The organism is Campylobacter sputorum (assembly GCF_002220775.1).
Taxonomy (GTDB): Bacteria; Campylobacterota; Campylobacteria; order Campylobacterales; family Campylobacteraceae; genus Campylobacter_F; species Campylobacter_F bovis.
Genome location: NZ_CP019685.1, coordinates 1305012 through 1324727, shown reverse-complemented (window position 1 = coordinate 1324727; position 19716 = coordinate 1305012). Strand labels below are relative to the sequence as shown.

Below are 19716 nucleotides of genomic sequence, written 5' to 3'. Positions count from 1 at the left end.
TTATTCCTTATTTGATAAAATAATTCCCATCAAAACTCAAAAGCGAGTATTTTCTTTCATTTCCTAAAGCATTTATTAGCTCATCTATCTCTAAAAATTCTAAACTATCTGAACCTATATATTTACAAACCTCATCTTTATTCATATTTGCACTTATTAACTCTTCTTTTGTAGGTGTATCTATACCATAAACATCTGGAAATTTTATCTCAGGTGCAGCAATTCTCATATGTATCTCTTTTGCTCCAGCTTGTCTTAAAAGTTCAACTATTTTTTTAGATGTTGTTCCTCTTACTATGCTATCGTCTATTACTACAATTTTTTTATCTTTTAAAACTGAAGTCATAGGATTTAGCTTTAGTTTTACTTTTAAATTTCTCATAGCTTGTGTTGGTTCTATAAATGTTCTTCCAACATAGTGATTTCTAACGATTGCCATTTCAAATCTTATGCCACTTTCTTGAGAATATCCAAGTGCAGCTGGAACGCCACTATCTGGAACAGGTATTACAAGATCTGCGTCAATTTTAGATTTTTTAGCAAGTGTTTTGCCAAGTTTAATTCTTGTTTCATAAACATTTTTGCCATCTATTATGCTATCAGGTCTTGCAAAATAAATATACTCAAAAGCACATATTCTAGGATCTGTTTCCTCAAAAAGCTGGATACTTTTAAATTTGTCACATCCTTCTTCAAATATAATCATTTCTCCTGGTTTTACATCTCTTATAAATTTAGCTCCAACTAAATCAAATGCACAAGTTTCGCTAGCTACTATGTATCCGCCATCTTTTAATCTTCCTATGCTAAGTGGTCTAACGCCGTGCCTATCTCTAATTGCAAAAAGTTTTGATCTACTCATTATAAGAAGACAATACGCACCTACGATTTTGTTTATAGCTTCAACTATGCGTTCTTGCAGATGATTTTCCTTGCTTCTTGCTATAAGATGAAGTATGTTTTCTGTATCCATATGTGATTGAAATATCGAACCTTCGTTAATAAGAGCATTTCTAATTTCATCTTTGTTTGTTAAATTTCCATTATGAACAATTGAAATTTCGCCCAAAGAATAGTTTGCAAACACAGGTTGAGCATCAGCATAAGATTCACCTCCTGCAGTGCTGTATCTATTGTGTCCGATAGCCATTTTACCGACTAGTTTATTTATATTTTCTTGATTAAAAACATCAGTTACTAGACCTTTATTTTTTATAGTAGTTATGTGATGGTTATTGTTTGCACTAATACCTGTTGCTTCTTGTCCTCTATGTTGCATAGCAAAAAGAGCGTAATAGGCTGTTTTTGATGCGTGATTTGAGTTTATTACTCCAACTATTGCACACATATTATATCCCCAAACAATCATTTATGGTATAAAGACCATTTTTTTGCTCACTTACCCAAAGTGCAGCTTTTATAGCACCATTTGCAAATGTCGCTCTACTTGTTGCTGTGTGAGAAATTTCTATAAATTCGCCATCGTTATAAAATCCAATGGTGTGCTTTCCAACTATATCGCCACCCCTTAAAGACATAACAGCTATTTCGTCTTTACTTCTCTCTCCAACCATTCCGTTTCGACCTGTAACCATAACATCTTTTAAATTTAAATTTCTTGCATTTGCTACATTTTTTGCAAGTGTTAATGCTGTGCCACTTGGTGCGTCTTTTTTATGATGATGATGCATTTCTGTTATTTCTATATCAAAGTCTCTTAATGTTTTAGAGGCGAGATATGCAAGTTTATTCGTTATTGCTACGCCTAAACTCATATTTGTAGCATATAAAATTGGCATCATATTGCTTGCTGTTTTAAGCAAGTTTTCTCCATCTTCTCCAAGTCCAGTTGTACCCATGCAAATTGGTTTTGGATTTGTTCTTGCGTAATTTAGTAAATTTATAGCACCATCTTTTATTGTAAAATCAATTACAACATTGCAATTTTCAAAAAAAGTTTTAAAATCATCCGTTATTACACACTTTGGCTCATAATTTAGTGGTTCTATAGTGTAAATAGAGCTAACTTTTGCCTTAGTGCTATTTTTTAGGCATTCAAAAATCATTGTCCCCATCTTTCCACTACCGCCGTGGATACCAATGTTTATCATAATTTTTCCTTAGAATAAATATATTAAAGAGTATATCAAATTTTGGCTTTTAAAATTATATATTTTATACAAAATTAAAAGCTATTTTGATAAAATCAAGCTTATGGAAAAATTAGCTATGCTTAGAAAGTTGTATTATTATAAGGCGTTTGGCTTTAAGTATATAAATGAAAATATGCTAAAAGATGGAAGTTTTAAAACTTCTTTTTTAAATTCTACTAGTATATCAAAGATAAAATCTCAAGTGTTAAATTGCTCTTTATGCACACTTTGTAAAAGTAGAAAAAACGCTCTTTTTTCTTTTGGTTCAAAAAATGCCAAAGTTTTTTTTGTATCAGATTCCCCAAGTATTGCGGATGATTTAGGGGGCGAGCTTTTTAGTGGGAAAAGCGGAAAATTTTTTTTAGATTGTTTAAAAAAAACAATTGGAGATGAAGAATTTTATTTTTCAAATATCATAAAATGCAAAATAAGTGGCGATGAAGTGCCAAATATAGAGTATTTTCAGAAGTGCAGTCCATACATTATGCAAGAAATTGATATAATAGCTCCAAAAATAATAGTTACTTTAGGCTCTTTAGCTTTTAATCTTATAACAAATGATTTTGGAGAGAGTGTAAATTTTGATAGTTTAAGGGGAAGTGTTTTTAAATTTAAAAACACTTTATTGATGCCTACATATTCGCCTTATTGGATTATAACAAATCCAAGCAAGATGGATGAATTTATGGTAGATTTAAATAAAATTAAAGAGTTTATATGAAAAAAATAGTCATAATTTTGATGTTTATGGTATCTTTTTTAGTTGCAAAAAAAGAAGAGATAAAATCTTTTATACCTCCTGTTAGTGAAGAGTGGATAAATTTAGAAATAGAGCCTTGTGATGACAAATGTTTAAAAAAACTTATAGATGAAAATATGCTTGCTAGCTTTTTATCTAGATTTAAGGGCTCAAAAGATGCTCAGTTAAATAAAATTTATGCAACATATGTAACAAAAAGCATCTCAAACGAACCTTTTAATATGCCTACAGATTTTAATCAAACAACCATAGCTGCGATAATTCCACAAAAGGTTATAAAAAGCTATTCAATTATCGTAAATAATGCAATTTTATCATACATAATAAGGCAAAATGCTAATTTAAATGTGAAGTTTTTTTTGATAGGTGATGAGAGTAGTTCTTCTATATCAAGTGCAACAAATGCTATAAAATCTCAAAATATTAAGTTTATCATAGCTCCAATGACTGCAAATGGTGTTAGAAATTTAGCTCAAAATATACAAAACGATACTCTTGTTTTTGTTCCAACGATACACAAAAAAGCCTTAGGTGAAATGGATTTTAATTTCATTTTTGGTGGCATAGATTATGAAGCACAAATTTCTAAACTTTTAATGTATTCAAATTCCAAAGTTGTCACTTTTTCAGATGGAAGTAGTCTTGGAAATATGCTAGATGGATATGTTAATAATCTAAGCGGTGGCGTTATATATGGATCTATAATGCAAAGTGGAAATTTAGATTTAAAACGCGAAATTTCTGGCAATTCAAGACTTAAAAACTCAAGTGTATTTTTTAATGTTCCTATGGTAAAAGCAGCTCTTCTTGCATCTCAGTTAAAAATTTATAACTCAGATACTTACGCACTTTTATCAACGCAGATAAATTATGATCCTATGCTTTTAAATTTCGCTCAGTATTCTGATATAAAAAATATGTATTTAGCTACATCTATAACTTCGGTAGATCAAAATTTAGAAAGTATAAATAGCGTTTTAAAGCAAGCTTTGAAATACGACTGGATTGCTTATTCTACAAGTGTTGGTATGGATTATATTTATAGTTTGATAAATCCTAGTGGAAATAAAATATTTAATGAAAATATAGTAAATTCCCAAGTTGTTTATGATACTTTGATTTATAAAACAACGCCTTATGGCTTTGAGTTAGCTACTCAGTCAAATTTAGAGCAAAATGGTGTTAGTCAGTAAATTTATATCAGTTTTGTTGATATAAAATTAAAAATATTTTCAGGTATTTTGCTAGGTTTTCCGTTATTTACAAAAGCTAATTTTATTTGTGCTTCAAATAAAATTTCATTTAAACTACATTCTTTTATAGATGCTATTTTGTAAATTTTATGCTCTATTATGCAACTTGCTTTTTTGATCTCTTTTACTTTGGTTGTTATTTCTATAGTATCGCCAAATTTAGCCGGAGATATGTATTTTGCATTTATTTGGCTAACTACAAAAAAACCATCTTTTGTAAAAGGAGCTAAATTTTCTTTTAAGAAACACTCACTTCTTGCTCTTTCGCAAAATTTTATATAATTTGCATGATAAACAATGCCGCCAGCATCAGTATCTTCATAATATATTCGTATTTTCATTTTATCTTCCTAATATATCTTTATATTTTTCTCTAAAATGTCCATTTCTTGTCATCACAAAAGATTTTTCATAAAATATAAGCAAAACTATGGAAATACCAGTAGCTAGCGCGAAGATTATAGAAATTGCTGTATATGCGTTGTCAAAAATTTCTAAAAGATAATGGATTTTTTCATTTTCGTCTTTTGAGCGCATAAATATAAATATTGCAAGTATTGTTTTATATGCTTGAATTCCAGGAATCATTGGTAAAAGCGATGGAAAAGCTATAACTTCTATCGGTGTTTTTAGTTTTTTTGCAAAATATACAGCAAATAAACCAATACTAATTGAACCAACTAGCGTCGCACCTGCATAATTTAGTATATTGGTTTCTAGCAGCGTAAGTCTTAGTGCGTATCCAAGTCCACCAAGCAAAGCACAATATAAAAGTATTCTTTTTGGTGGATTGTTTGCATAAGAAAAACCAAGACCCGCAATAGCTGCAAAAATGACATCTATTATAAAAGTAGTTAAACTCATAATAATCCCAAATTTGAAATGCCTAAAGTTATGTAAATTCCAACACTCATACATAGTATTAAAATAGCTGCATTCACAGCTCTACTTATACCTATAAGTACATTTCGATCAAGTATATCAAACATTGAATTTAGTATTACAATACCAGGAAAAAGATAGAGTATGCTAGCGCTAATTGCGGGTGTAGGTGTTTTGCTTAGATCAAAATCTGTCGCTAAATAGGCAATAAAGGATGATGTAAAAGAGCAGATTATGTATGTTACTCTTATATCCATATTTTTCTTATTTAAAAAATGTCTTATACTAACACCAGCCATTGTGCCAATTATTACAAAAAATATACTCCAAAAATCCCCGCCAAAAAGTTTACAAAATGCGCCAAATGCCGCACTTATAAAAATTATAGAAAGCCCAAACTTAGTACCTTTTGTTTTTAAGATTTCTTTATATATTTTTTTAGCTTCATTAAGAGTAAGATTTTCATCTTTTATAGACCAACTTAATGCACTAAGTTCTGATATCATACTTAAATTTATAGAATGTTGGGTTATATCTTTTACATAAGTTCTTCTATTTTCGTAATCATCTATATCTGTTACACTTATAGATATGTGCTTTAAAAGAACAAATATAGATGCGTCATATCCGTAATACGCGGCTATTCTTTTTACACATCTACTAACTCTTGAGTTATAACTACCAACTGATATCATTGTAGATGCATAATCTGCAAGAAAATTTGTAAGTTCTAATATATTTTGTTTCATTTGGCTAATTATATAAAAAATTTAGTTAAAGAAATTTTATGTAATGACGATGTAAGTTTAAGTTTCCAAAAAGGAGAGGGCTATGAAAATACAAAATACGCATTTTTACGACAACATTTTTGTTAATTCAGATAAAATTAAACAAAACTCTATAAAAGAAGGTTTAAAAACCGAAGAATCTGTAAAACCAAAAGATCCTATAGCAGAAATTTGGAATAAAATAGAAAAGTTAAAAAAACAACTATCAAATTTACAAGCAAGGATAGCAAAATTATCTTCAAATAAAGATGAAGCAAGTAAAGAGCTAGTGGCTCAGCTAAACGTGCAATGCGGTCAGATAAATGCTCAGATTTTAGCTTTGTTTGAACAGCTTTTAAAAGGAAATGTAAAAGCTTAAAACTTGTATTTGCAAAGAAGCTTCTTGTAAATATTATTATTTCATTTTGTTAAATGATCCGTATTTGTGCTATTTATTGCTAAATTTTTATCATGAGGACCATTCCATATCGGTAGCTCTTACTTTTCTATCTGGGAATCCAACCCATCAACTTGTATATTTTGCACCTCACGCTTTTTGACTTCGTGTTCTAATTCATCAGCCAAATTTGCTGTTTTCACTCAGTTTATCAGCTATGTGCTCTCGTAAATTTTGAATGCTATCAAAATCAATAATTAAATTTCTAGCCCAAATATTAGCGGTTTTTACCTCTCCTAGCTGCCTAAGACAAGCTAAAAGCTCTTGCCTAACTGCCTTTGCACCTGTATAATGTGCTTCATCATCTTTGCGTTTTTCAACAACTTCATCAAAAAGTTTTTGAAAATAATCTACCTTATCTTGGTCGTCTAAAAGCAAAATACAATATTCTAGCTCTCTTAATAGAGATTGAGAATTTATACTTCTTGCTTGTTGTATCATTGCTTATCGCCTATGGATTTTTGGTTTATTTGATAAATTTTTTATATCAAAAAAGTCATCAAATATAGTTTTGTAATTATCTATAAAATCCTTTAAAAAACTACTATCTTTTACTTTTATATCCATAATATCTATCATTTCTTTTGGAAAGCTTTTTATTCTAGCACATATAATTTCAGGCTCACTAGCACTTTTTTTGTTTAAATTTTCCATACTTTTTATAAGATTAACATCGCATTGCTTTATTATGGTATAAATATCAAACAAATCTCTACTTTGTTCTCTTGATAATACGGCATCATACTTATTTGCCAAAATATTTTCCACATTATCAACTAAAACACCATTGATATTATTAAAATTACCTATATGCTCTGTAGTGTCGTGAACTATATCTATTTTGAGATTATTTTCTTTAACTATCAATCTTTTAAAGTTTGGCACATCGGTTAAAACATCAAAAGCAACGCCATTGTTTTTTAAAAATTTGACGAAATTTGACATATCGTCTTTTCCGGCAACACTTCTATTTGCTGTAAATAAATCTATGTCGTCTGAGTATCTTGTTCCTTGCAAAATAAATCTATGAAGTGCTGTGCCACCTGTTAGATATAAATAGCAAGAGCTTTTTGCAAGTAGCTGTAATATCCTATCTTGTGCTTGATATAATTTTTCATAATATTGTTTTAATTCCATCTCTTATCCCTTAATTGATACGAGCTATCTATGTAAGCGTTAAAAAGGGCATCAATTCTTAATCTTAGTCTTTCTTTGTTAAAATTTATAGATTTATGTTGCCACTCTTTAATAAATTCTTTCACATAGTTTTTATTTATGATTGTTAAATCTTTTGCCATAGATTTTGAATTTTCTAAAATAGCTGAAAAAATTTTTTTGGCAAAAAATTTATTATTAATATTTTCCATTATATATTCAGGGGTATAGTTTGTGTTGCCCCAATAACAAGTGTTAATAATATTATTCGCGATTTGTAAATCATACTCATCAAAGCAAGAAGCATTTTTCTTTTTTTGTTCATGGATTAAATCGACAGAGCGTCTATGCAAATAAGCATCTTTTATAGCACGATTTGGTTTTGCTACATAAATCCCTCTTGACTTATCTAGGTAAATTTCATTATTTTCAAATATATCAGAAATTTTACCTTTGCAAAATTCAATAATGCCATAAGGCGTATGAAACGTTTCACTTCTGCTTTTTGAGATAAATGTTAGCCTGTTTGGAATTTGTGAAATAATACCATTGTCGCTTAAGACGCTTTCTAAGCTCAAGTAAAATTCATTTCTATCTCTAATCAAACAAGCTATACCCTCTAGCATATTGTTTGGCATATTTTTACTTCTAGGATTACAATAAAGTCCTCTACAAATACGCACAATAATTCCACTTTTTACTTGCCTAGCCAAAGATACTCTAAGGGTTTTTTTATCTTCGTTTGGAAAAAATAAACTTAATTGATTAATGCTGATAAAAGGCATTTTAAACTCTCTATCAAGCCTATCTAAAACATTAATCATCTCTTTGATTGTCATTTACTACCCTAAAAATAAATATTTTTATTAATTTTTATTGTAATTATAGGCAAAATTTGCTTAAAATATCGTTATAAATATTATATTATAATAATTTATTTTTCTTTTTTAGCTCAAAAATCATCTCTTTATCTTTTAACAAGATGTCTTTTTCTTGATTGATTAAAGTCTTGATAAGCTTATTTTCTTCTTCCAATAAAGTTATATTTTCACTAACTTGCGGTATCAAATTTGTTTTTATAATATTTGTTTGGCTATCCACTGAAGTTGTGATTTTATTTGTAAGATTATTAAATGCATTTGTTATATCAGTGGCACACAAACAAGCTGATAAAATACTTATTGCTCCTAAACTACCTAGAATAACTATTTTCTTCACTTTTTATCCTTTTATGTTATTGTAATAAATATTATGCATTCTTGTTATCTAAATATGAGTATAAATTTAGCTTGTCTTGCTGTCGCTTGACTATTGGATTAACCAAACTAAAAAACTCATCTTTGCCAATATATTGCATTAGTGGAATTTTATCAGCCGTCTTTCCACAATATGTGGTAGGTTTACCATATTCAAATAGTGTGCTTTCCGTTTGAGCTACGGCTCGGTGCATTTTGCCATTGCCAAAAACTATCATTTCACCCTCATTCATATTTGATACCTCGCTATGTTCTATAGCTGGTCTCTCCTCACTTCTAAATGTATCTTCTATGCTACCTTGACCCTCTACCTTCTTTAATATAGCGTTTTGAGAGTTTATATAAGCTGCTACACAAAGCTTCTTCATCTGTCAAAATAGCAAAATTGAGGCATATTTTTGTTTTATAAATTGTGCTATTTTTATAATTCTATACATTCGAGCACCTGTATTATAACTATCATCGCTCAAGATTGGCTATAAATGAAATAATCCTCATTTTCTACATCTAGATTAGAATTTTGTATCAGAGTATGGCATTGTTAGCATTAAGCTATTGTTAATACTATGAAAATATTTTATATTAATCTATTTTTGTATTATAATATTTGAAAAAAATATACTATTAACTTATATAAAAATTAATAAGTAATAAAATTATATTTAGTTATTTAGTTTATATTTAATAATATTTTTGCATGCCTTATGTCATTTAAATATATTGCAAAATCTTTTTTGATACAATAAACAAAAATTTATAAAGGCAAAACATTGAAAATTATACTTACACAAAACGATATAATAAATTTGAAAATTTTTATGCTAACAAAGAGTAAAACAGCAAAAAAACAGCGTTTGATAAGCTATTATGCGATACCATTTGAGTTTATTTTGGTTGGAATTTTTATAGATGGTATATTTAAAGTTGCTCCAATTGTATCGATAATATCAGTAATTTTTGCAATTTTATGGATGATTGTTTATCCAAAATTGTATAAAAAAATGCAAGATGGACACATTAAAAATGCAAAAGAGACTAAATTTGCTGATACTATTATGAATTTTAAAGCAGATGAAAATTTCATATCTTTTAGTGTGGGTGAGCCAAAACCTAATGAAAAATTTGAAACAAAACACTTAAAAACCATAGAAGAAAGTAAAAATAATTACTTTCTTGGTTTTAAAAACTCTCTTTACATAGTGCTACCAAAAAATGATGAAACACTTAAAGAAATTAAAAATATATCTTCAAATTTACATATAAATTTAGAAAATATAGAGTTATAACCACTCTTGCTTTGATGAGTTTTCATCAACTTCGTTGCCAATCTCATCGTAAAGTTTAGCATAATAAATAACAAATTCCTTTGCATTTTTATTTATCGGTAGATATACCCCATTTTCTAATATGCAAAATTTATTTAAAAACTCGCTTGCATCAATTTTTTCATAGTAGGTTTTAGCTAAAGTTGTATAGTTTTGCAAACATAAGCTTTTAAATTTTTCATAAGAGCTATTGCTGAAATCAACTACAAGTTTATTATTTTCAAAGCTTAATGTCTTACTTTCAAAAAGTAAACTTAGATGAATTAAACCTTCGCAGTAATAAGGCTTAACTTCATCGACTTTTTGCCATGCTATTAGACCAACACTTCTTCTTATAAGTTCATTAAATACTGGCATTTTTAATTCGTCTTTTTCGTGAAAAAAGAAATTTACTAGTCCGCCAGTTGTTGCTTTATACTCTTCGATAAGTTTAAAAAGACCTTTTTTATTCATAGAATTTTCTGTGTCATTATCTATGAAAAATATATGCCCAAATTCGTGTCCTATCGTACTTACTTCATAAACTTTTCGCCAAATTTCAGGCTTTTTAAATAAAATTTCTCTTCCATAATCTAAAAATTTTTTTTCAAATATTATTGAGCTTAGTTTCATAAATGGTTTTGCTTTTGAACTTTCATATACAAAATTTACAAAAGCAAATATTTTTTTACCACATTTATTGCTAACAAACTCATCATTTGGAACAACTTGAGCACTAAAAAGTCCGTTCATTTCAGCTCCGTAATAAATCATCGGAGTTGAGATGTAAAGTTGTGTTTTATCTATATTTGAAACTACATTTTGATACATTTTTGGATTTTGTGCGTTTATATTTTTATAAACTTTATCAAAACTTTCTAGAATTTCTTTTTTAAATTTATTTTCTTCAAAAGATGAACTTTCTTTTAATCTTATATCCCATTCTAGAGCAACTGCATGAGTATAAGCATCTTCGTAGTATTCAAGCGGATGTCCAACTTGCAAATCACCTTTTACATCCATCCAAGCAATCTCTGCTTCTTGCCATGATGATATAACTTTGTCATTGTCTGTTTGTAAAAATGCTTCTTTTAATTTTTCAAAATATTTTACATAACTTGCATGCTCTGGGGTTTTGCTAGATTTGTTTAGATTGTGTATAATCTCGTCAAAAGCTTCTTCTAGATTAAACTCACCAAAAAATATAGAATATGGCACAAATTTTACATTCTCGTTTTTAAATAAAGCAACACCATAGCTTCTATCACAAGCTAAGCCATCATTTGAAATTTGATAAAGTTCATTTTCTTTTATAAATTCGTAAGGATTTTGAATTTTGGAAAACAATTCGCTATTTTTATCTACTACGATTTCTTGCCATTTTTTTTGCATTTCATTAAATATTATGCCGATATTATGAACACTTTTCAGTAAATTTAAATTAAAATCATCTAGTATATTTGCTTTATTAATTTTCTCAATTAACTCTTCGTGCAAATTAGTATGAATTTGTGCAGTAAATTCATACATTTCATCTCGATATTTTAAAACTCTTTGATTGTCTTTATGGACTTTTTTTAGTTCTATTAAAAGCGGATCTGGTTTTAGATCAACTATGCGTCTTAATATAGCAATTTTTTGAGATTTTTCACCACTAAATTTACAAATTTCAAGAGCTTTTTTTATGATATCACTATCTAAATCATCATATAAACCATTTAATTTTTTGTTGTTTTCATTTACTAAATTTAGTAATTCTTTATAATTATTCATGTTTTATCCTTTAAAAATTGTGATTATATAGTTCAAAATTTAATAAATTTTCGCAAATTTAACCATGGATAAAGATAATTGAAGTAAAATATCACATGCTAATACAAAAAATTATCAAGTTCTATTTAGATGGATTTAAAAGTATGAGACTAGGCAAAACGCTTTGGCTTGTTATACTTATAAAACTTTTTGTTATAGTTTTTATTTTAAAAATCTTCTTTTTTTCTAATACGATAAATACGAAATTTCATAACAAAGAAGATAAAATAAATTTTATTTATGAAAATATCACAAAGGAAATAAAATGATCGATTTGAGTTCTGTTGATTACTCAAGAGCCCAGTTTGCCTTGACAGCACTTTATCATTTTTTGTTTGTTCCATTAACTCTTGGACTTTCTTTTATCATAGCTTTTATGGAAACAATTTATGTTAAAACTGGCAATGAAGAGTGGAGAAAAATAACTAAATTTTGGCTAAGACTTTTTGCTGTAAATTTTGCTATTGGTGTCGCAACTGGTATAATAATGGAATTTGAGTTTGGAACAAATTGGGCGAATTACTCTTGGTTTGTTGGAGATATATTTGGTGCTCCTCTTGCTGCTGAGGGGATTTTTGCATTTTTTTTAGAAGCTACATTTTTTGCAGTTATGTTTTTTGGATGGGAAAAAGTTAGTAAAAAATTTCATCTTTTATCAACTTGGATGGTTGCAATAGGTTCAAATTTGAGTGCTTTTTGGATACTTGTTGCAAATGGATGGATGCAAAATCCAGTTGGGACGATGTTTAATCCAGATATGGCAAGAAATGAAATGATAAATTTTTTACAAATTGCTTTATCTCCAACAGGTATATCTAAATTTTTACACACTGTTGGCGGCGGATATATCACTTCAGCACTTTTTGTGCTAGGTATTAGTGCGTATTTTATGCTAAAAAACAAGCATTTTATAATGGCAAAAAAAAGTTTTATAGTTGCTGCTAGTTTTGGATTTTTAAGTTCTCTTTTTGTGCTTTTTAGTGGCGATGAAAGTGCTTATCAGGTTGCACAAAAACAACCAATGAAACTTGCGGCGATGGAAGGACTTTATAAAGGAGAGGTTAATGCTGGAATTGTGGCTATGGGTATTTTAAATCCAAATAAGCAAATAGGAGATGATAAAAATCCATTTTTACTTGAGATACAAGCACCATATCTTCTTGGACTTATGGCAACAAGAGGGATAAATAACTTTACTCCTGGTATTGAAGATATGGTTTATGGAAATGAGAAATTTGGTATAGTTTCTGCCAAAGAAAGAATAGATAGTGGCAAAATTGCTATAAAAGCACTAAGTGATTATAAAAAAGCAAAAGATAATAACAATAGCGATTTAATGCTTAAAAATAAAGATTTACTTGATAAGAATATGAAAAATTTCGGATATGGATATTTTGATAATCCAAAAGATATAGTTCCGCCAATAGCACTTACTTTTTATAGTTTTCATATAATGGTAGCACTTGGTAGCTTTTTCATACTATTATTTTTTGCAACTTTGTATTTATCTATGGCAAATGAGATTGAGAAATTTAGGAAAATTCTTTGGATTTGTGTATTTAGCATTCCTCTCGGTTATATTGCTTGTGAGGCTGGTTGGATAGTTGCTGAGGTCGGAAGACAACCTTGGGCTATACAGGATTTAATGCCAGTTGGCATAGCTGCTACAAATTTAGCATCTACGAATATAATGATATCATTTTGGCTATTTGCAGTTCTTTTTACAGCACTTTTCATAGCAGAAATAAAAATTATGTTAAAACAGATAAAGATAGGATTTTAAGATGTATGAAGCATATCAACTTTATTGGTGGTTTATAGTTAGTTTGCTTGCTGGAATTTTTGTATTTATGATGTTTGTTCAAGGTGGTCAAACTTTGATTTTTTGTGTGAGTGAAAATGAACTTCACAAAGATATGATTGTTAATTCAATTGGCAAGAAATGGGAACTTACATTTACAACTCTTGTAATGTTTGGAGGAGCTTGTTTTGCTGCTTTTCCTCTATTTTATGCAACTAGTTTTGGTGGTGCATATTGGATTTTGATGGCTATACTTTTTTGTTTTATAATCCAAGCTGTTGCATATGAGTATAGGAAAAAACCTGATAATTTTTTTGGTCAAAAAACTTATGAAATTTTTCTTTTAATAAATGGAAGTGTTGGTGTGTTTTTGATAGGTTTGATATTTAGCACATTTTTTAGCGGGAACGAATTTAAACTAAACGATACAAATTTCGTTGTTTGGCAAAATTCACTCCGCGGACTTGAGATATTTAAAAACCCATTTAACTATATTTTAGGAATTGCGCTTGTTTTTTCATCTAGGGTTGGTGGAAATTTATATCTTATGAATAATATAGACGATGAGTATTTAAATGCTAAATTTAGAAAATCACTAAAAGTAAATTTTATAATATTTTTACTATTTTTTATTCTATTTTTGCTTTGGATTTTTACAAAAGATGGTTTTATGATGGGTGAAAATGGTATTGTTATAATGAAAAAATATCAATATATTTTAAATTTTATAAATACCAAGATACTTTTAATAACATTTGTTTTGGGTTTGATACTAGTTTTGTATGGGATATATAAAGCACTTTTTACAAAAAGTAACAAAGGAATATTTTTCTATGGACTAGGTATTGTTATGACGGTAACTTCTTTGTTTTTTAGTTTAGGATTAAGTGGAAATTTGTTTTATCCATCTTATACACACTTGCAAAGTTCATTAAGCGTATATAATTCAAGTTCTAGTATTTATACGCTTAGAGTAATGAGTGTTATTTCGGTTTTTATACCTTTTGTTTTAGCTTATATTATCTATGTTTGGAAAGCTATGGATAAAGTTAAACTAACTAGCAAAGAGATACAAAATGATGAGCATATTTACTAAGGAAACAAAATGGCAAAATCTATAATAATGCTGGCAATTTGGTTTATTTTTATATTTTTAAGTTATAAATTTGTAAAACTAAATATAAAAGAAACACAAAGAAGACTAAAAGAAGACGAAAATAAATAATTATTTTTTAATCCATGATATGAAAATCTCAACCATTTTAGGTTGAGATTTGTTTTTTTAAGTTAAGAAAAAGTATGTGTATAGTGTTATAATCGCTATACAAAAGATATTTAAAACTCCACCAGCTTTTAACATCTGCTTTTGCGATATATAACCTGTTCCAAAAACAATGGCATTTGGTGGTGTTGCAACTGGAAGCATAAACGCACAACTTGCACCAACTCCTATAACTACAACAAGAGATTCTTTTGGCAAACCAAGCTCTGTTGCTATGGTTGCAAATATAGGCACTAAAAGTGCAGCTGAGGCAGTATTGCTTGTAAATTCAGTAAGCACAAGTATAAATATAGCAGTGACTAATATAACTACAAAAAGTGGCACTGTTCCAAACAGTTTAGATACTTCTAAGCCAAGGACTGCTGATGCACCTGAATTTTTAAGCACCATACTTAATGCAAGTCCACCACCAAAAAGCATTAAAATACCCCAGTCTGTTCCATGGGCTATTTCTTTCCATTTTGCAAGACCAAGCACTCCGATGGCACTAGCTGCAACTAATGCAACTAAGGCATCTGTGATTTTCATTCCCAAAAGTGTGCTTAAATTTTTTGAAAAAATCCAAAAAAATGCAGTTAGTCCAAACACCACTAAAGTTAAAATTCTTTTTTGTGTCCAAGGAATGTGATTAATTTTATCAACTTGTATTGTTTTATTTAAATTTGGTTTAAATACAACATATAAAACTATAAGCATTGTTGGAAATATGATTAACATCAAAGGTATTCCTATCTTCATCCAATCTGTAAAGCTATATCCAAGAGCTGATGAAACTATGGCATTTGGAGGTGAACCAACGATAGTTCCAAGTCCGCCAATACTTGCTGAAAATGCTATGGCTAAAAGTACAAATGTAAATGTATTTCTATCTTTCTCTTCATCTAAATTTGATAAAATTCCAATTGCTAAAGGTAGCATCATAGCAGCAGTTGCTGTATTTGATATCCACATAGAAAGTCCTGCCGTGGCAACGCATATCGCAATAACTGCATAGCCTAAATTTGAGCCTGACATAGAAATGATTTTAGAAGCTATTTTTTTATCAATTTTTTGTATATGAAGAGCAGTTGCTAAGGCAAAACCGCCAAAGAAAAGAAATATAGTTGGATCTGCAAAATTTGTTAAAATTGTTTTTATGGATAAATCACTTAGTGTTCCATCTTTAGCAACATTTTGTATACCAAGGATTATGGTTAATACAGGCACCATAAGTGCTGTTATGGTTATATGTACAGCTTCACTAAGCCATAGCACTGCTATGAATACAAGCAAACATAAGCCTTTTTTTGCATTAACATCATAAGGCATAACATAAAAAAGTATCATAGATACAATAGCTGCAATTGCTATAATAATCCATGACTTTTTGTTTTGATGCCAAAAGCTAGTTGCTTGTTCTAGCTCTTCTTCATTTGTTTGGAATTCCTCCATCTTTACATCCGCCATTTTATCTCCTTAAAAATTAACTTTAGTAGCACAATTATATCTTAATAGATGTATAAAAATGGATTTTTTAATGTAAAAGATAAATAATTTTATCTAAAAATAATAAAATTGTAACCATAGGTAACTTTATTGATTTAAATTTGTATAAAATTAAGTAATATTTAAAAAATATCTTTAAATTTATAAAATAAATTTATAAAAATATATGTTACAAAATGTGCTATTTTATTTAAAAATATCAAAATATATAGTAATTTTTTATTTTTTTAGCCCTTTTGGGATACAATTACTCATTATGTTATTAAAAATGATACTGTGGTAAAGTTATAAACTACTATTAGTTTAAAAAATATACAGTATTTTAAACAAAAATATAGCAAAATACATAAAATAAATATTGGAGATGAATATAATGAAAGAGATGCATTATGAAGTTGTTGTAGTTGGTGGTGGAATTTCTGGCTCTGCCTTAGTATACTTGCTTTCAAGATATACAAATATAAAAAGTATTGCTTTGGTAGAAAAATATGAAGGAGTTTCTACTTTAAATTCAAAAGGAACTGGCAACTCCCAGACTATACATTCTGGAGATATTGAGACAAACTATACTTACGAAAAAGCTAGAAAAATTAAAAAAATTGCAGATATGATAGTAAAATATGGACTTCAATACGGTTATAATGAAAAATTTATGTTTAAACATCAAAAATTTGCTATGGGTGTTGGAGAAGAAGAAGTTGAGACCATAAAACAAAGATATGGTGAGCTTAAAAAAATATATCCTTATTTAGAATTTTATGATAAAGATAAGTTAAAACAAATAGAACCAAGAGTTGTATTTGATGAAAATAGCAATGTTAGAAAAGACAATATTGCTGGTATAGGAACTCTTGATGGTGCTTATACAACTGTTGATTATGGTGCCATGTCAAATTCATTTATAGACAATGCTAAAAAAGAGAACTCAAAACAAGTAGATGTCTATCTAAATTCCGAAGTAAAAAGAATAAATCAAGTTGGCGATAAGTTTTATATAAATACTATTAATAATCTTTCAATAAGTGCTGATTTTGTGGTTGTAAATGCTGGTGCTCATTCTTTATATTTGGCTCATAAAATGGGCTATGGAACGGATATGGGGACTCTTCCTATGGCAGGAAGTTATTATTTAACAAAGAAAAAACTTTTAAATGGTAAAGTTTATATGATGCAAAATCCAAAACTTCCTTTTGCTGCACTTCATGGTGATCCTGATATTTTAGCAGATGGTTGCACCCGTTTTGGACCAACTGCTTTACCTATGCCAAAACTTGAAAGATTTCATGGATCAAAAAGTATTTTAGAGGCTGTATCTTCTTTAAATTTTGGTATGGATACCATGAGTGTTTTTTGGGATTTGTTAAAAGATAGTGATATTAGAAATTATTTATTTAGAAATATAGCTTTTGAGGTGCCTATTTTAGGAAAAAAACTTTTTGTAAAAGATGCTAGAAAGATTGTTCCTAGCTTGAGAGAAGATGATATTTACTATGCAAAAGGTTTTGGCGGTATTAGACCACAAGTAGTTGACAAGAAAAACAAAACTCTTATGTTTGGAGAAGCTTCTATTGATACAAAAAGAGGTATTATTTTTAATATGACACCAAGTCCAGGGGCTACAAGTTGTCTTGGAAATGGAGTAAAAGATACCAAAAAAGTGTGCGAGTTTTTAAATAGAACTTTTGATGAGAGTAAATTTGAAACAGAGTTAGGGTAAAAATTATATCTAAAATGTTTCTTTAAATTTGTATAATTTAAAAAAAGGAAATTTATGGTAAAAAAAACAAAAATTGTGGCAACTCTCGGACCAGCTAGTGATAATAAACAAACGATATTAGAAATGGTAAAAAATGGAGTTAATGTATTTAGGTTAAATTTTTCTCACGGAACTCATGAGTATCATAAAAAAAATTTAGATATTGTAAGGGAAGTTGAAAAAGAATTAGGCATTAGAATAGGTGTTCTTCAAGATATTAGCGGTCCAAAGATACGCATAGGAAAACTAGAAAATACTTTTACATTAAAAATAGGCGATCATATAGTTTTTAAAAAAGAAGAAATTCTTGGAAAACAGATAATGGAAAATCGTTATGAGACATGTATAAATCATCCCGAAATTTTAGATATGTTAAAACTTGGTGAATATATTTATCTTTATGATGGTGCTGTTAGAGCAAAAGTTATCAAGGTTGGTGAATATGTTGAAACCATAATAGAAAACGATGGTGTTATCACATCTAATAAAGGTGTAAATTTCCCAAATACAAGGATAAATGTAGATATAATAACACAAAAAGACAGATTAGACATGGAGTGGGGAGCTAAAAATGGCGTAAATTTTGTAGCTATATCATTTGTGCAAAATGCTAATGATGTTATAAAAGCTAGAAAGATATTATCTGAGTTTAATTCTACAGCAAAGCTATATGCTAAAATAGAGAAATTTGATGCGGTTGAAAATATTGATGAAATTTTAGAAATTTGTGATGGTATAATGGTAGCAAGAGGCGATCTTGGCATAGAAGTTCCGTTTTATGAAGTTCCAAATATACAAAAAATGCTCATAGCAAAAGCAAATAATATGAATAAACCAGTTATCACAGCAACTCAAATGATGCTTTCTATGACAGAACATGACAGAGCAACAAGAGCTGAAATAAGCGATGTTGCAAATGCTGTTTTAGATGGAACCGATGCTGTTATGCTCAGTGAAGAGAGTGCTATTGGAAAACATCCGCCTCTTGTTGTAAAAGCAATGGCGAATACGATAAAAGAAACAGAAAAGCTTTATCCTTATAATAAATTTGATAAATTTAGTTTTTTTGATGAAACAGATATGATAGCATCAAGTGCATCTAAGCTTGCTACAAATATAGGAGCAAATGGTATACTTTCTATAACTGGATCTGGAAAATCAGCTATAAAAATGTCAAGAAATAGACCAAAGATGGATATATTAGCAATAGCTCATGATGAGCAAACTGCACATTCTTTATGCATGGTTTGGGGTGTTGAACCTATAATGGTAAAAGATAAAATTAGGGTTGATGATCTTATTGCAAACATTATAAAAGATGGAGTAAAAGAACATTTTATAAAAGATGATAGTGTTTATGTTATGACAGCAGGTTTTCAAACAGGAATAGAAGGTAGCACAAACTATATTCGTATCATTAAAAAAGATCAGATTGATTATTATAAAAATTTATGATTCAATAAAATTATAATTTATTTTTGTTATGTATTAAAATAAGCCTAAAAAACATTTTGATTTTAGGCTTATTAATAGTATAAAATTGTATATAAATTTAACGCCACTTTACAAATTGTAGTTAAGTATAACCATGTA

21 protein-coding genes are annotated in these 19716 nt (G+C 28.9%); 9 read left to right on the top strand and 12 right to left on the bottom strand.

The window, feature by feature from the left end; genetic code table 11:
- Nucleotides 1-7: 7 nt before the first annotated feature.
- Together purF and dapB are read right to left on the bottom strand one after the other, a co-directional pair.
- A complete protein-coding gene (gene purF / locus CSPB_RS06615; protein WP_033916075.1) occupies nucleotides 8-1348 on the bottom strand; it encodes an amidophosphoribosyltransferase in 1341 nt (446 codons plus the stop codon).
- Nucleotide 1349: 1 nt separating this feature from the next.
- Nucleotides 1350-2111: a 4-hydroxy-tetrahydrodipicolinate reductase gene (dapB, locus tag CSPB_RS06610; RefSeq protein ID WP_033916076.1), complete on the bottom strand. Its 762-nt coding sequence runs from the start codon at nucleotides 2109-2111 to the stop codon at nucleotides 1350-1352.
- A 118-nt stretch (nucleotides 2112-2229) separates the two neighbouring features.
- Here dapB and CSPB_RS06605 point away from each other — a divergent pair, with 118 nt between their 5' ends.
- Both CSPB_RS06605 and CSPB_RS06600 read left to right on the top strand, forming a co-directional pair.
- Nucleotides 2230-2874 carry a uracil-DNA glycosylase gene (locus tag CSPB_RS06605; RefSeq protein WP_052137625.1) on the top strand — a complete coding sequence of 215 codons (645 nt, stop codon included), beginning with the start codon at nucleotides 2230-2232 and terminating at the stop codon, nucleotides 2872-2874.
- Nucleotides 2871-4106 carry a hypothetical protein gene (locus tag CSPB_RS06600; RefSeq protein ID WP_089193625.1) on the top strand — a complete coding sequence of 412 codons (1236 nt, stop codon included), beginning with the start codon at nucleotides 2871-2873 and terminating at the stop codon, nucleotides 4104-4106. The genes CSPB_RS06605 and CSPB_RS06600 overlap by 4 nt, the downstream gene beginning before the upstream one ends.
- A gap of 2 nt (nucleotides 4107-4108) precedes the next feature.
- Here the strand turns inward: CSPB_RS06600 and CSPB_RS06595 are convergent, their stop codons facing one another.
- From CSPB_RS06595 to CSPB_RS06585, 3 genes are read right to left on the bottom strand one after another with little or no spacing between them, the layout of a single operon-like run.
- On the bottom strand, nucleotides 4109-4507 hold the full coding sequence (locus tag CSPB_RS06595; protein WP_033916079.1) for a YbgC/FadM family acyl-CoA thioesterase: 399 nt from the start codon (nucleotides 4505-4507) through the stop codon (nucleotides 4109-4111).
- A gap of 1 nt (nucleotide 4508) precedes the next feature.
- On the bottom strand, nucleotides 4509-5030 hold the full coding sequence (locus tag CSPB_RS06590) for a threonine/serine exporter family protein (protein WP_089193624.1): 522 nt from the start codon (nucleotides 5028-5030) through the stop codon (nucleotides 4509-4511).
- Complete coding sequence (locus tag CSPB_RS06585) at nucleotides 5027-5797, bottom strand: threonine/serine exporter family protein (RefSeq protein WP_089193623.1); 771 nt, start codon at nucleotides 5795-5797, stop codon at nucleotides 5027-5029. The genes CSPB_RS06590 and CSPB_RS06585 overlap by 4 nt, the downstream gene beginning before the upstream one ends.
- A gap of 82 nt (nucleotides 5798-5879) precedes the next feature.
- Here CSPB_RS06585 and CSPB_RS06580 point away from each other — a divergent pair, with 82 nt between their 5' ends.
- Nucleotides 5880-6194: a hypothetical protein gene (locus tag CSPB_RS06580; protein ID WP_089193622.1), complete on the top strand. Its 315-nt coding sequence runs from the start codon at nucleotides 5880-5882 to the stop codon at nucleotides 6192-6194.
- A 198-nt stretch (nucleotides 6195-6392) separates the two neighbouring features.
- Here the strand turns inward: CSPB_RS06580 and CSPB_RS06575 are convergent, their stop codons facing one another.
- From CSPB_RS06575 to CSPB_RS06555, 5 genes are all read right to left on the bottom strand, one after another.
- Entirely contained in the window at nucleotides 6393-6713 is a 321-nt protein-coding gene (locus tag CSPB_RS06575; RefSeq protein WP_089193621.1) for a hypothetical protein, read from the bottom strand.
- Between the two features lie 3 nt (nucleotides 6714-6716).
- Nucleotides 6717-7409, bottom strand: a complete 693-nt coding sequence (locus CSPB_RS06570; RefSeq protein WP_089193620.1) for a nucleotidyl transferase AbiEii/AbiGii toxin family protein — start codon at nucleotides 7407-7409, stop codon at nucleotides 6717-6719.
- Nucleotides 7400-8266 carry a type IV toxin-antitoxin system AbiEi family antitoxin gene (gene abiEi, locus CSPB_RS08865; RefSeq protein ID WP_227484167.1) on the bottom strand — a complete coding sequence of 289 codons (867 nt, stop codon included), beginning with the start codon at nucleotides 8264-8266 and terminating at the stop codon, nucleotides 7400-7402. Before abiEi ends, CSPB_RS06570 begins: the two co-directional genes overlap by 10 nt.
- A gap of 85 nt (nucleotides 8267-8351) precedes the next feature.
- Complete coding sequence (locus CSPB_RS06560; RefSeq protein ID WP_089193619.1) at nucleotides 8352-8645, bottom strand: hypothetical protein; 294 nt, start codon at nucleotides 8643-8645, stop codon at nucleotides 8352-8354.
- Between the two features lie 31 nt (nucleotides 8646-8676).
- The gene (locus tag CSPB_RS06555; protein WP_089193618.1) at nucleotides 8677-9051 is read right to left on the bottom strand and encodes a hypothetical protein; all 375 of its coding nucleotides are present in this window, start codon (nucleotides 9049-9051) and stop codon (nucleotides 8677-8679) included.
- 402 nt (nucleotides 9052-9453) lie between these two features.
- Here CSPB_RS06555 and CSPB_RS06550 point away from each other — a divergent pair, with 402 nt between their 5' ends.
- The gene (locus tag CSPB_RS06550) at nucleotides 9454-9969 is read left to right on the top strand and encodes a hypothetical protein (protein ID WP_033916087.1); all 516 of its coding nucleotides are present in this window, start codon (nucleotides 9454-9456) and stop codon (nucleotides 9967-9969) included.
- On the opposite strand, the gene ciaB is transcribed toward CSPB_RS06550, so the two are convergent.
- Nucleotides 9964-11760: an invasion protein CiaB gene (gene ciaB, locus CSPB_RS06545; protein ID WP_089193617.1), complete on the bottom strand. Its 1797-nt coding sequence runs from the start codon at nucleotides 11758-11760 to the stop codon at nucleotides 9964-9966. The genes CSPB_RS06550 and ciaB overlap by 6 nt on opposite strands.
- Before the next feature lie 95 nt (nucleotides 11761-11855).
- On the opposite strand from ciaB, the gene CSPB_RS06540 reads away from it, so the two are divergent.
- From CSPB_RS06540 to cydB, 3 genes are read left to right on the top strand one after another with little or no spacing between them, the layout of a single operon-like run.
- A complete protein-coding gene (locus CSPB_RS06540; protein WP_089193616.1) occupies nucleotides 11856-12068 on the top strand; it encodes a DUF4492 domain-containing protein in 213 nt (70 codons plus the stop codon).
- Nucleotides 12065-13582 (top strand): cytochrome ubiquinol oxidase subunit I, encoded by a 1518-nt coding sequence (locus CSPB_RS06535; protein WP_089193615.1) that lies wholly within the window; start codon nucleotides 12065-12067, stop codon nucleotides 13580-13582. The genes CSPB_RS06540 and CSPB_RS06535 overlap by 4 nt, the downstream gene beginning before the upstream one ends.
- A gap of 1 nt (nucleotide 13583) precedes the next feature.
- Nucleotides 13584-14696, top strand: coding sequence for a cytochrome d ubiquinol oxidase subunit II (gene cydB, locus CSPB_RS06530; protein ID WP_089193614.1), 1113 nt, complete (start codon nucleotides 13584-13586; stop codon nucleotides 14694-14696).
- A 186-nt stretch (nucleotides 14697-14882) separates the two neighbouring features.
- Here the strand turns inward: cydB and CSPB_RS06525 are convergent, their stop codons facing one another.
- Nucleotides 14883-16313 carry an SLC13 family permease gene (locus CSPB_RS06525; RefSeq protein WP_089193936.1) on the bottom strand — a complete coding sequence of 477 codons (1431 nt, stop codon included), beginning with the start codon at nucleotides 16311-16313 and terminating at the stop codon, nucleotides 14883-14885.
- A 427-nt stretch (nucleotides 16314-16740) separates the two neighbouring features.
- Between CSPB_RS06525 and CSPB_RS06520 the strand changes: the two genes are divergently transcribed.
- Entirely contained in the window at nucleotides 16741-18084 is a 1344-nt protein-coding gene (locus CSPB_RS06520) for an FAD-dependent oxidoreductase (RefSeq protein WP_089193613.1), read from the top strand.
- A gap of 54 nt (nucleotides 18085-18138) precedes the next feature.
- Entirely contained in the window at nucleotides 18139-19578 is a 1440-nt protein-coding gene (gene pyk / locus CSPB_RS06515) for a pyruvate kinase (RefSeq protein WP_089193612.1), read from the top strand.
- Nucleotides 19579-19716: the final 138 nt, after the last annotated feature.

Bases quoted from the DNA above. Each gene is read 5' to 3' on its own strand.
- purF (WP_033916075.1), bottom strand. From the start codon at position 1,348: ATGTGTGCAATAGTTGGAGTAATAAACTCAAATCACGCATCAAAAACA.
- dapB (WP_033916076.1), bottom strand. From the start codon at position 2,111: ATGATAAACATTGGTATCCACGGCGGTAGTGGAAAGATGGGGACAATG.
- CSPB_RS06605 (WP_052137625.1), top strand. From the start codon at position 2,230: ATGCTTAGAAAGTTGTATTATTATAAGGCGTTTGGCTTTAAGTATATA.
- CSPB_RS06600 (WP_089193625.1), top strand. From the start codon at position 2,871: ATGAAAAAAATAGTCATAATTTTGATGTTTATGGTATCTTTTTTAGTT.
- CSPB_RS06595 (WP_033916079.1), bottom strand. From the start codon at position 4,507: ATGAAAATACGAATATATTATGAAGATACTGATGCTGGCGGCATTGTT.
- CSPB_RS06590 (WP_089193624.1), bottom strand. From the start codon at position 5,030: ATGAGTTTAACTACTTTTATAATAGATGTCATTTTTGCAGCTATTGCG.
- CSPB_RS06585 (WP_089193623.1), bottom strand. From the start codon at position 5,797: ATGAAACAAAATATATTAGAACTTACAAATTTTCTTGCAGATTATGCA.
- CSPB_RS06580 (WP_089193622.1), top strand. From the start codon at position 5,880: ATGAAAATACAAAATACGCATTTTTACGACAACATTTTTGTTAATTCA.
- CSPB_RS06575 (WP_089193621.1), bottom strand. From the start codon at position 6,713: ATGATACAACAAGCAAGAAGTATAAATTCTCAATCTCTATTAAGAGAG.
- CSPB_RS06570 (WP_089193620.1), bottom strand. From the start codon at position 7,409: ATGGAATTAAAACAATATTATGAAAAATTATATCAAGCACAAGATAGG.
- abiEi (WP_227484167.1), bottom strand. From the start codon at position 8,266: ATGACAATCAAAGAGATGATTAATGTTTTAGATAGGCTTGATAGAGAG.
- CSPB_RS06555 (WP_089193618.1), bottom strand. From the start codon at position 9,051: ATGAAGAAGCTTTGTGTAGCAGCTTATATAAACTCTCAAAACGCTATA.
- ciaB (WP_089193617.1), bottom strand. From the start codon at position 11,760: ATGAATAATTATAAAGAATTACTAAATTTAGTAAATGAAAACAACAAA.
- CSPB_RS06540 (WP_089193616.1), top strand. From the start codon at position 11,856: ATGCTAATACAAAAAATTATCAAGTTCTATTTAGATGGATTTAAAAGT.
- CSPB_RS06535 (WP_089193615.1), top strand. From the start codon at position 12,065: ATGATCGATTTGAGTTCTGTTGATTACTCAAGAGCCCAGTTTGCCTTG.
- cydB (WP_089193614.1), top strand. From the start codon at position 13,584: ATGTATGAAGCATATCAACTTTATTGGTGGTTTATAGTTAGTTTGCTT.
- CSPB_RS06525 (WP_089193936.1), bottom strand. From the start codon at position 16,313: ATGGAGGAATTCCAAACAAATGAAGAAGAGCTAGAACAAGCAACTAGC.
- CSPB_RS06520 (WP_089193613.1), top strand. From the start codon at position 16,741: ATGAAAGAGATGCATTATGAAGTTGTTGTAGTTGGTGGTGGAATTTCT.
- pyk (WP_089193612.1), top strand. From the start codon at position 18,139: ATGGTAAAAAAAACAAAAATTGTGGCAACTCTCGGACCAGCTAGTGAT.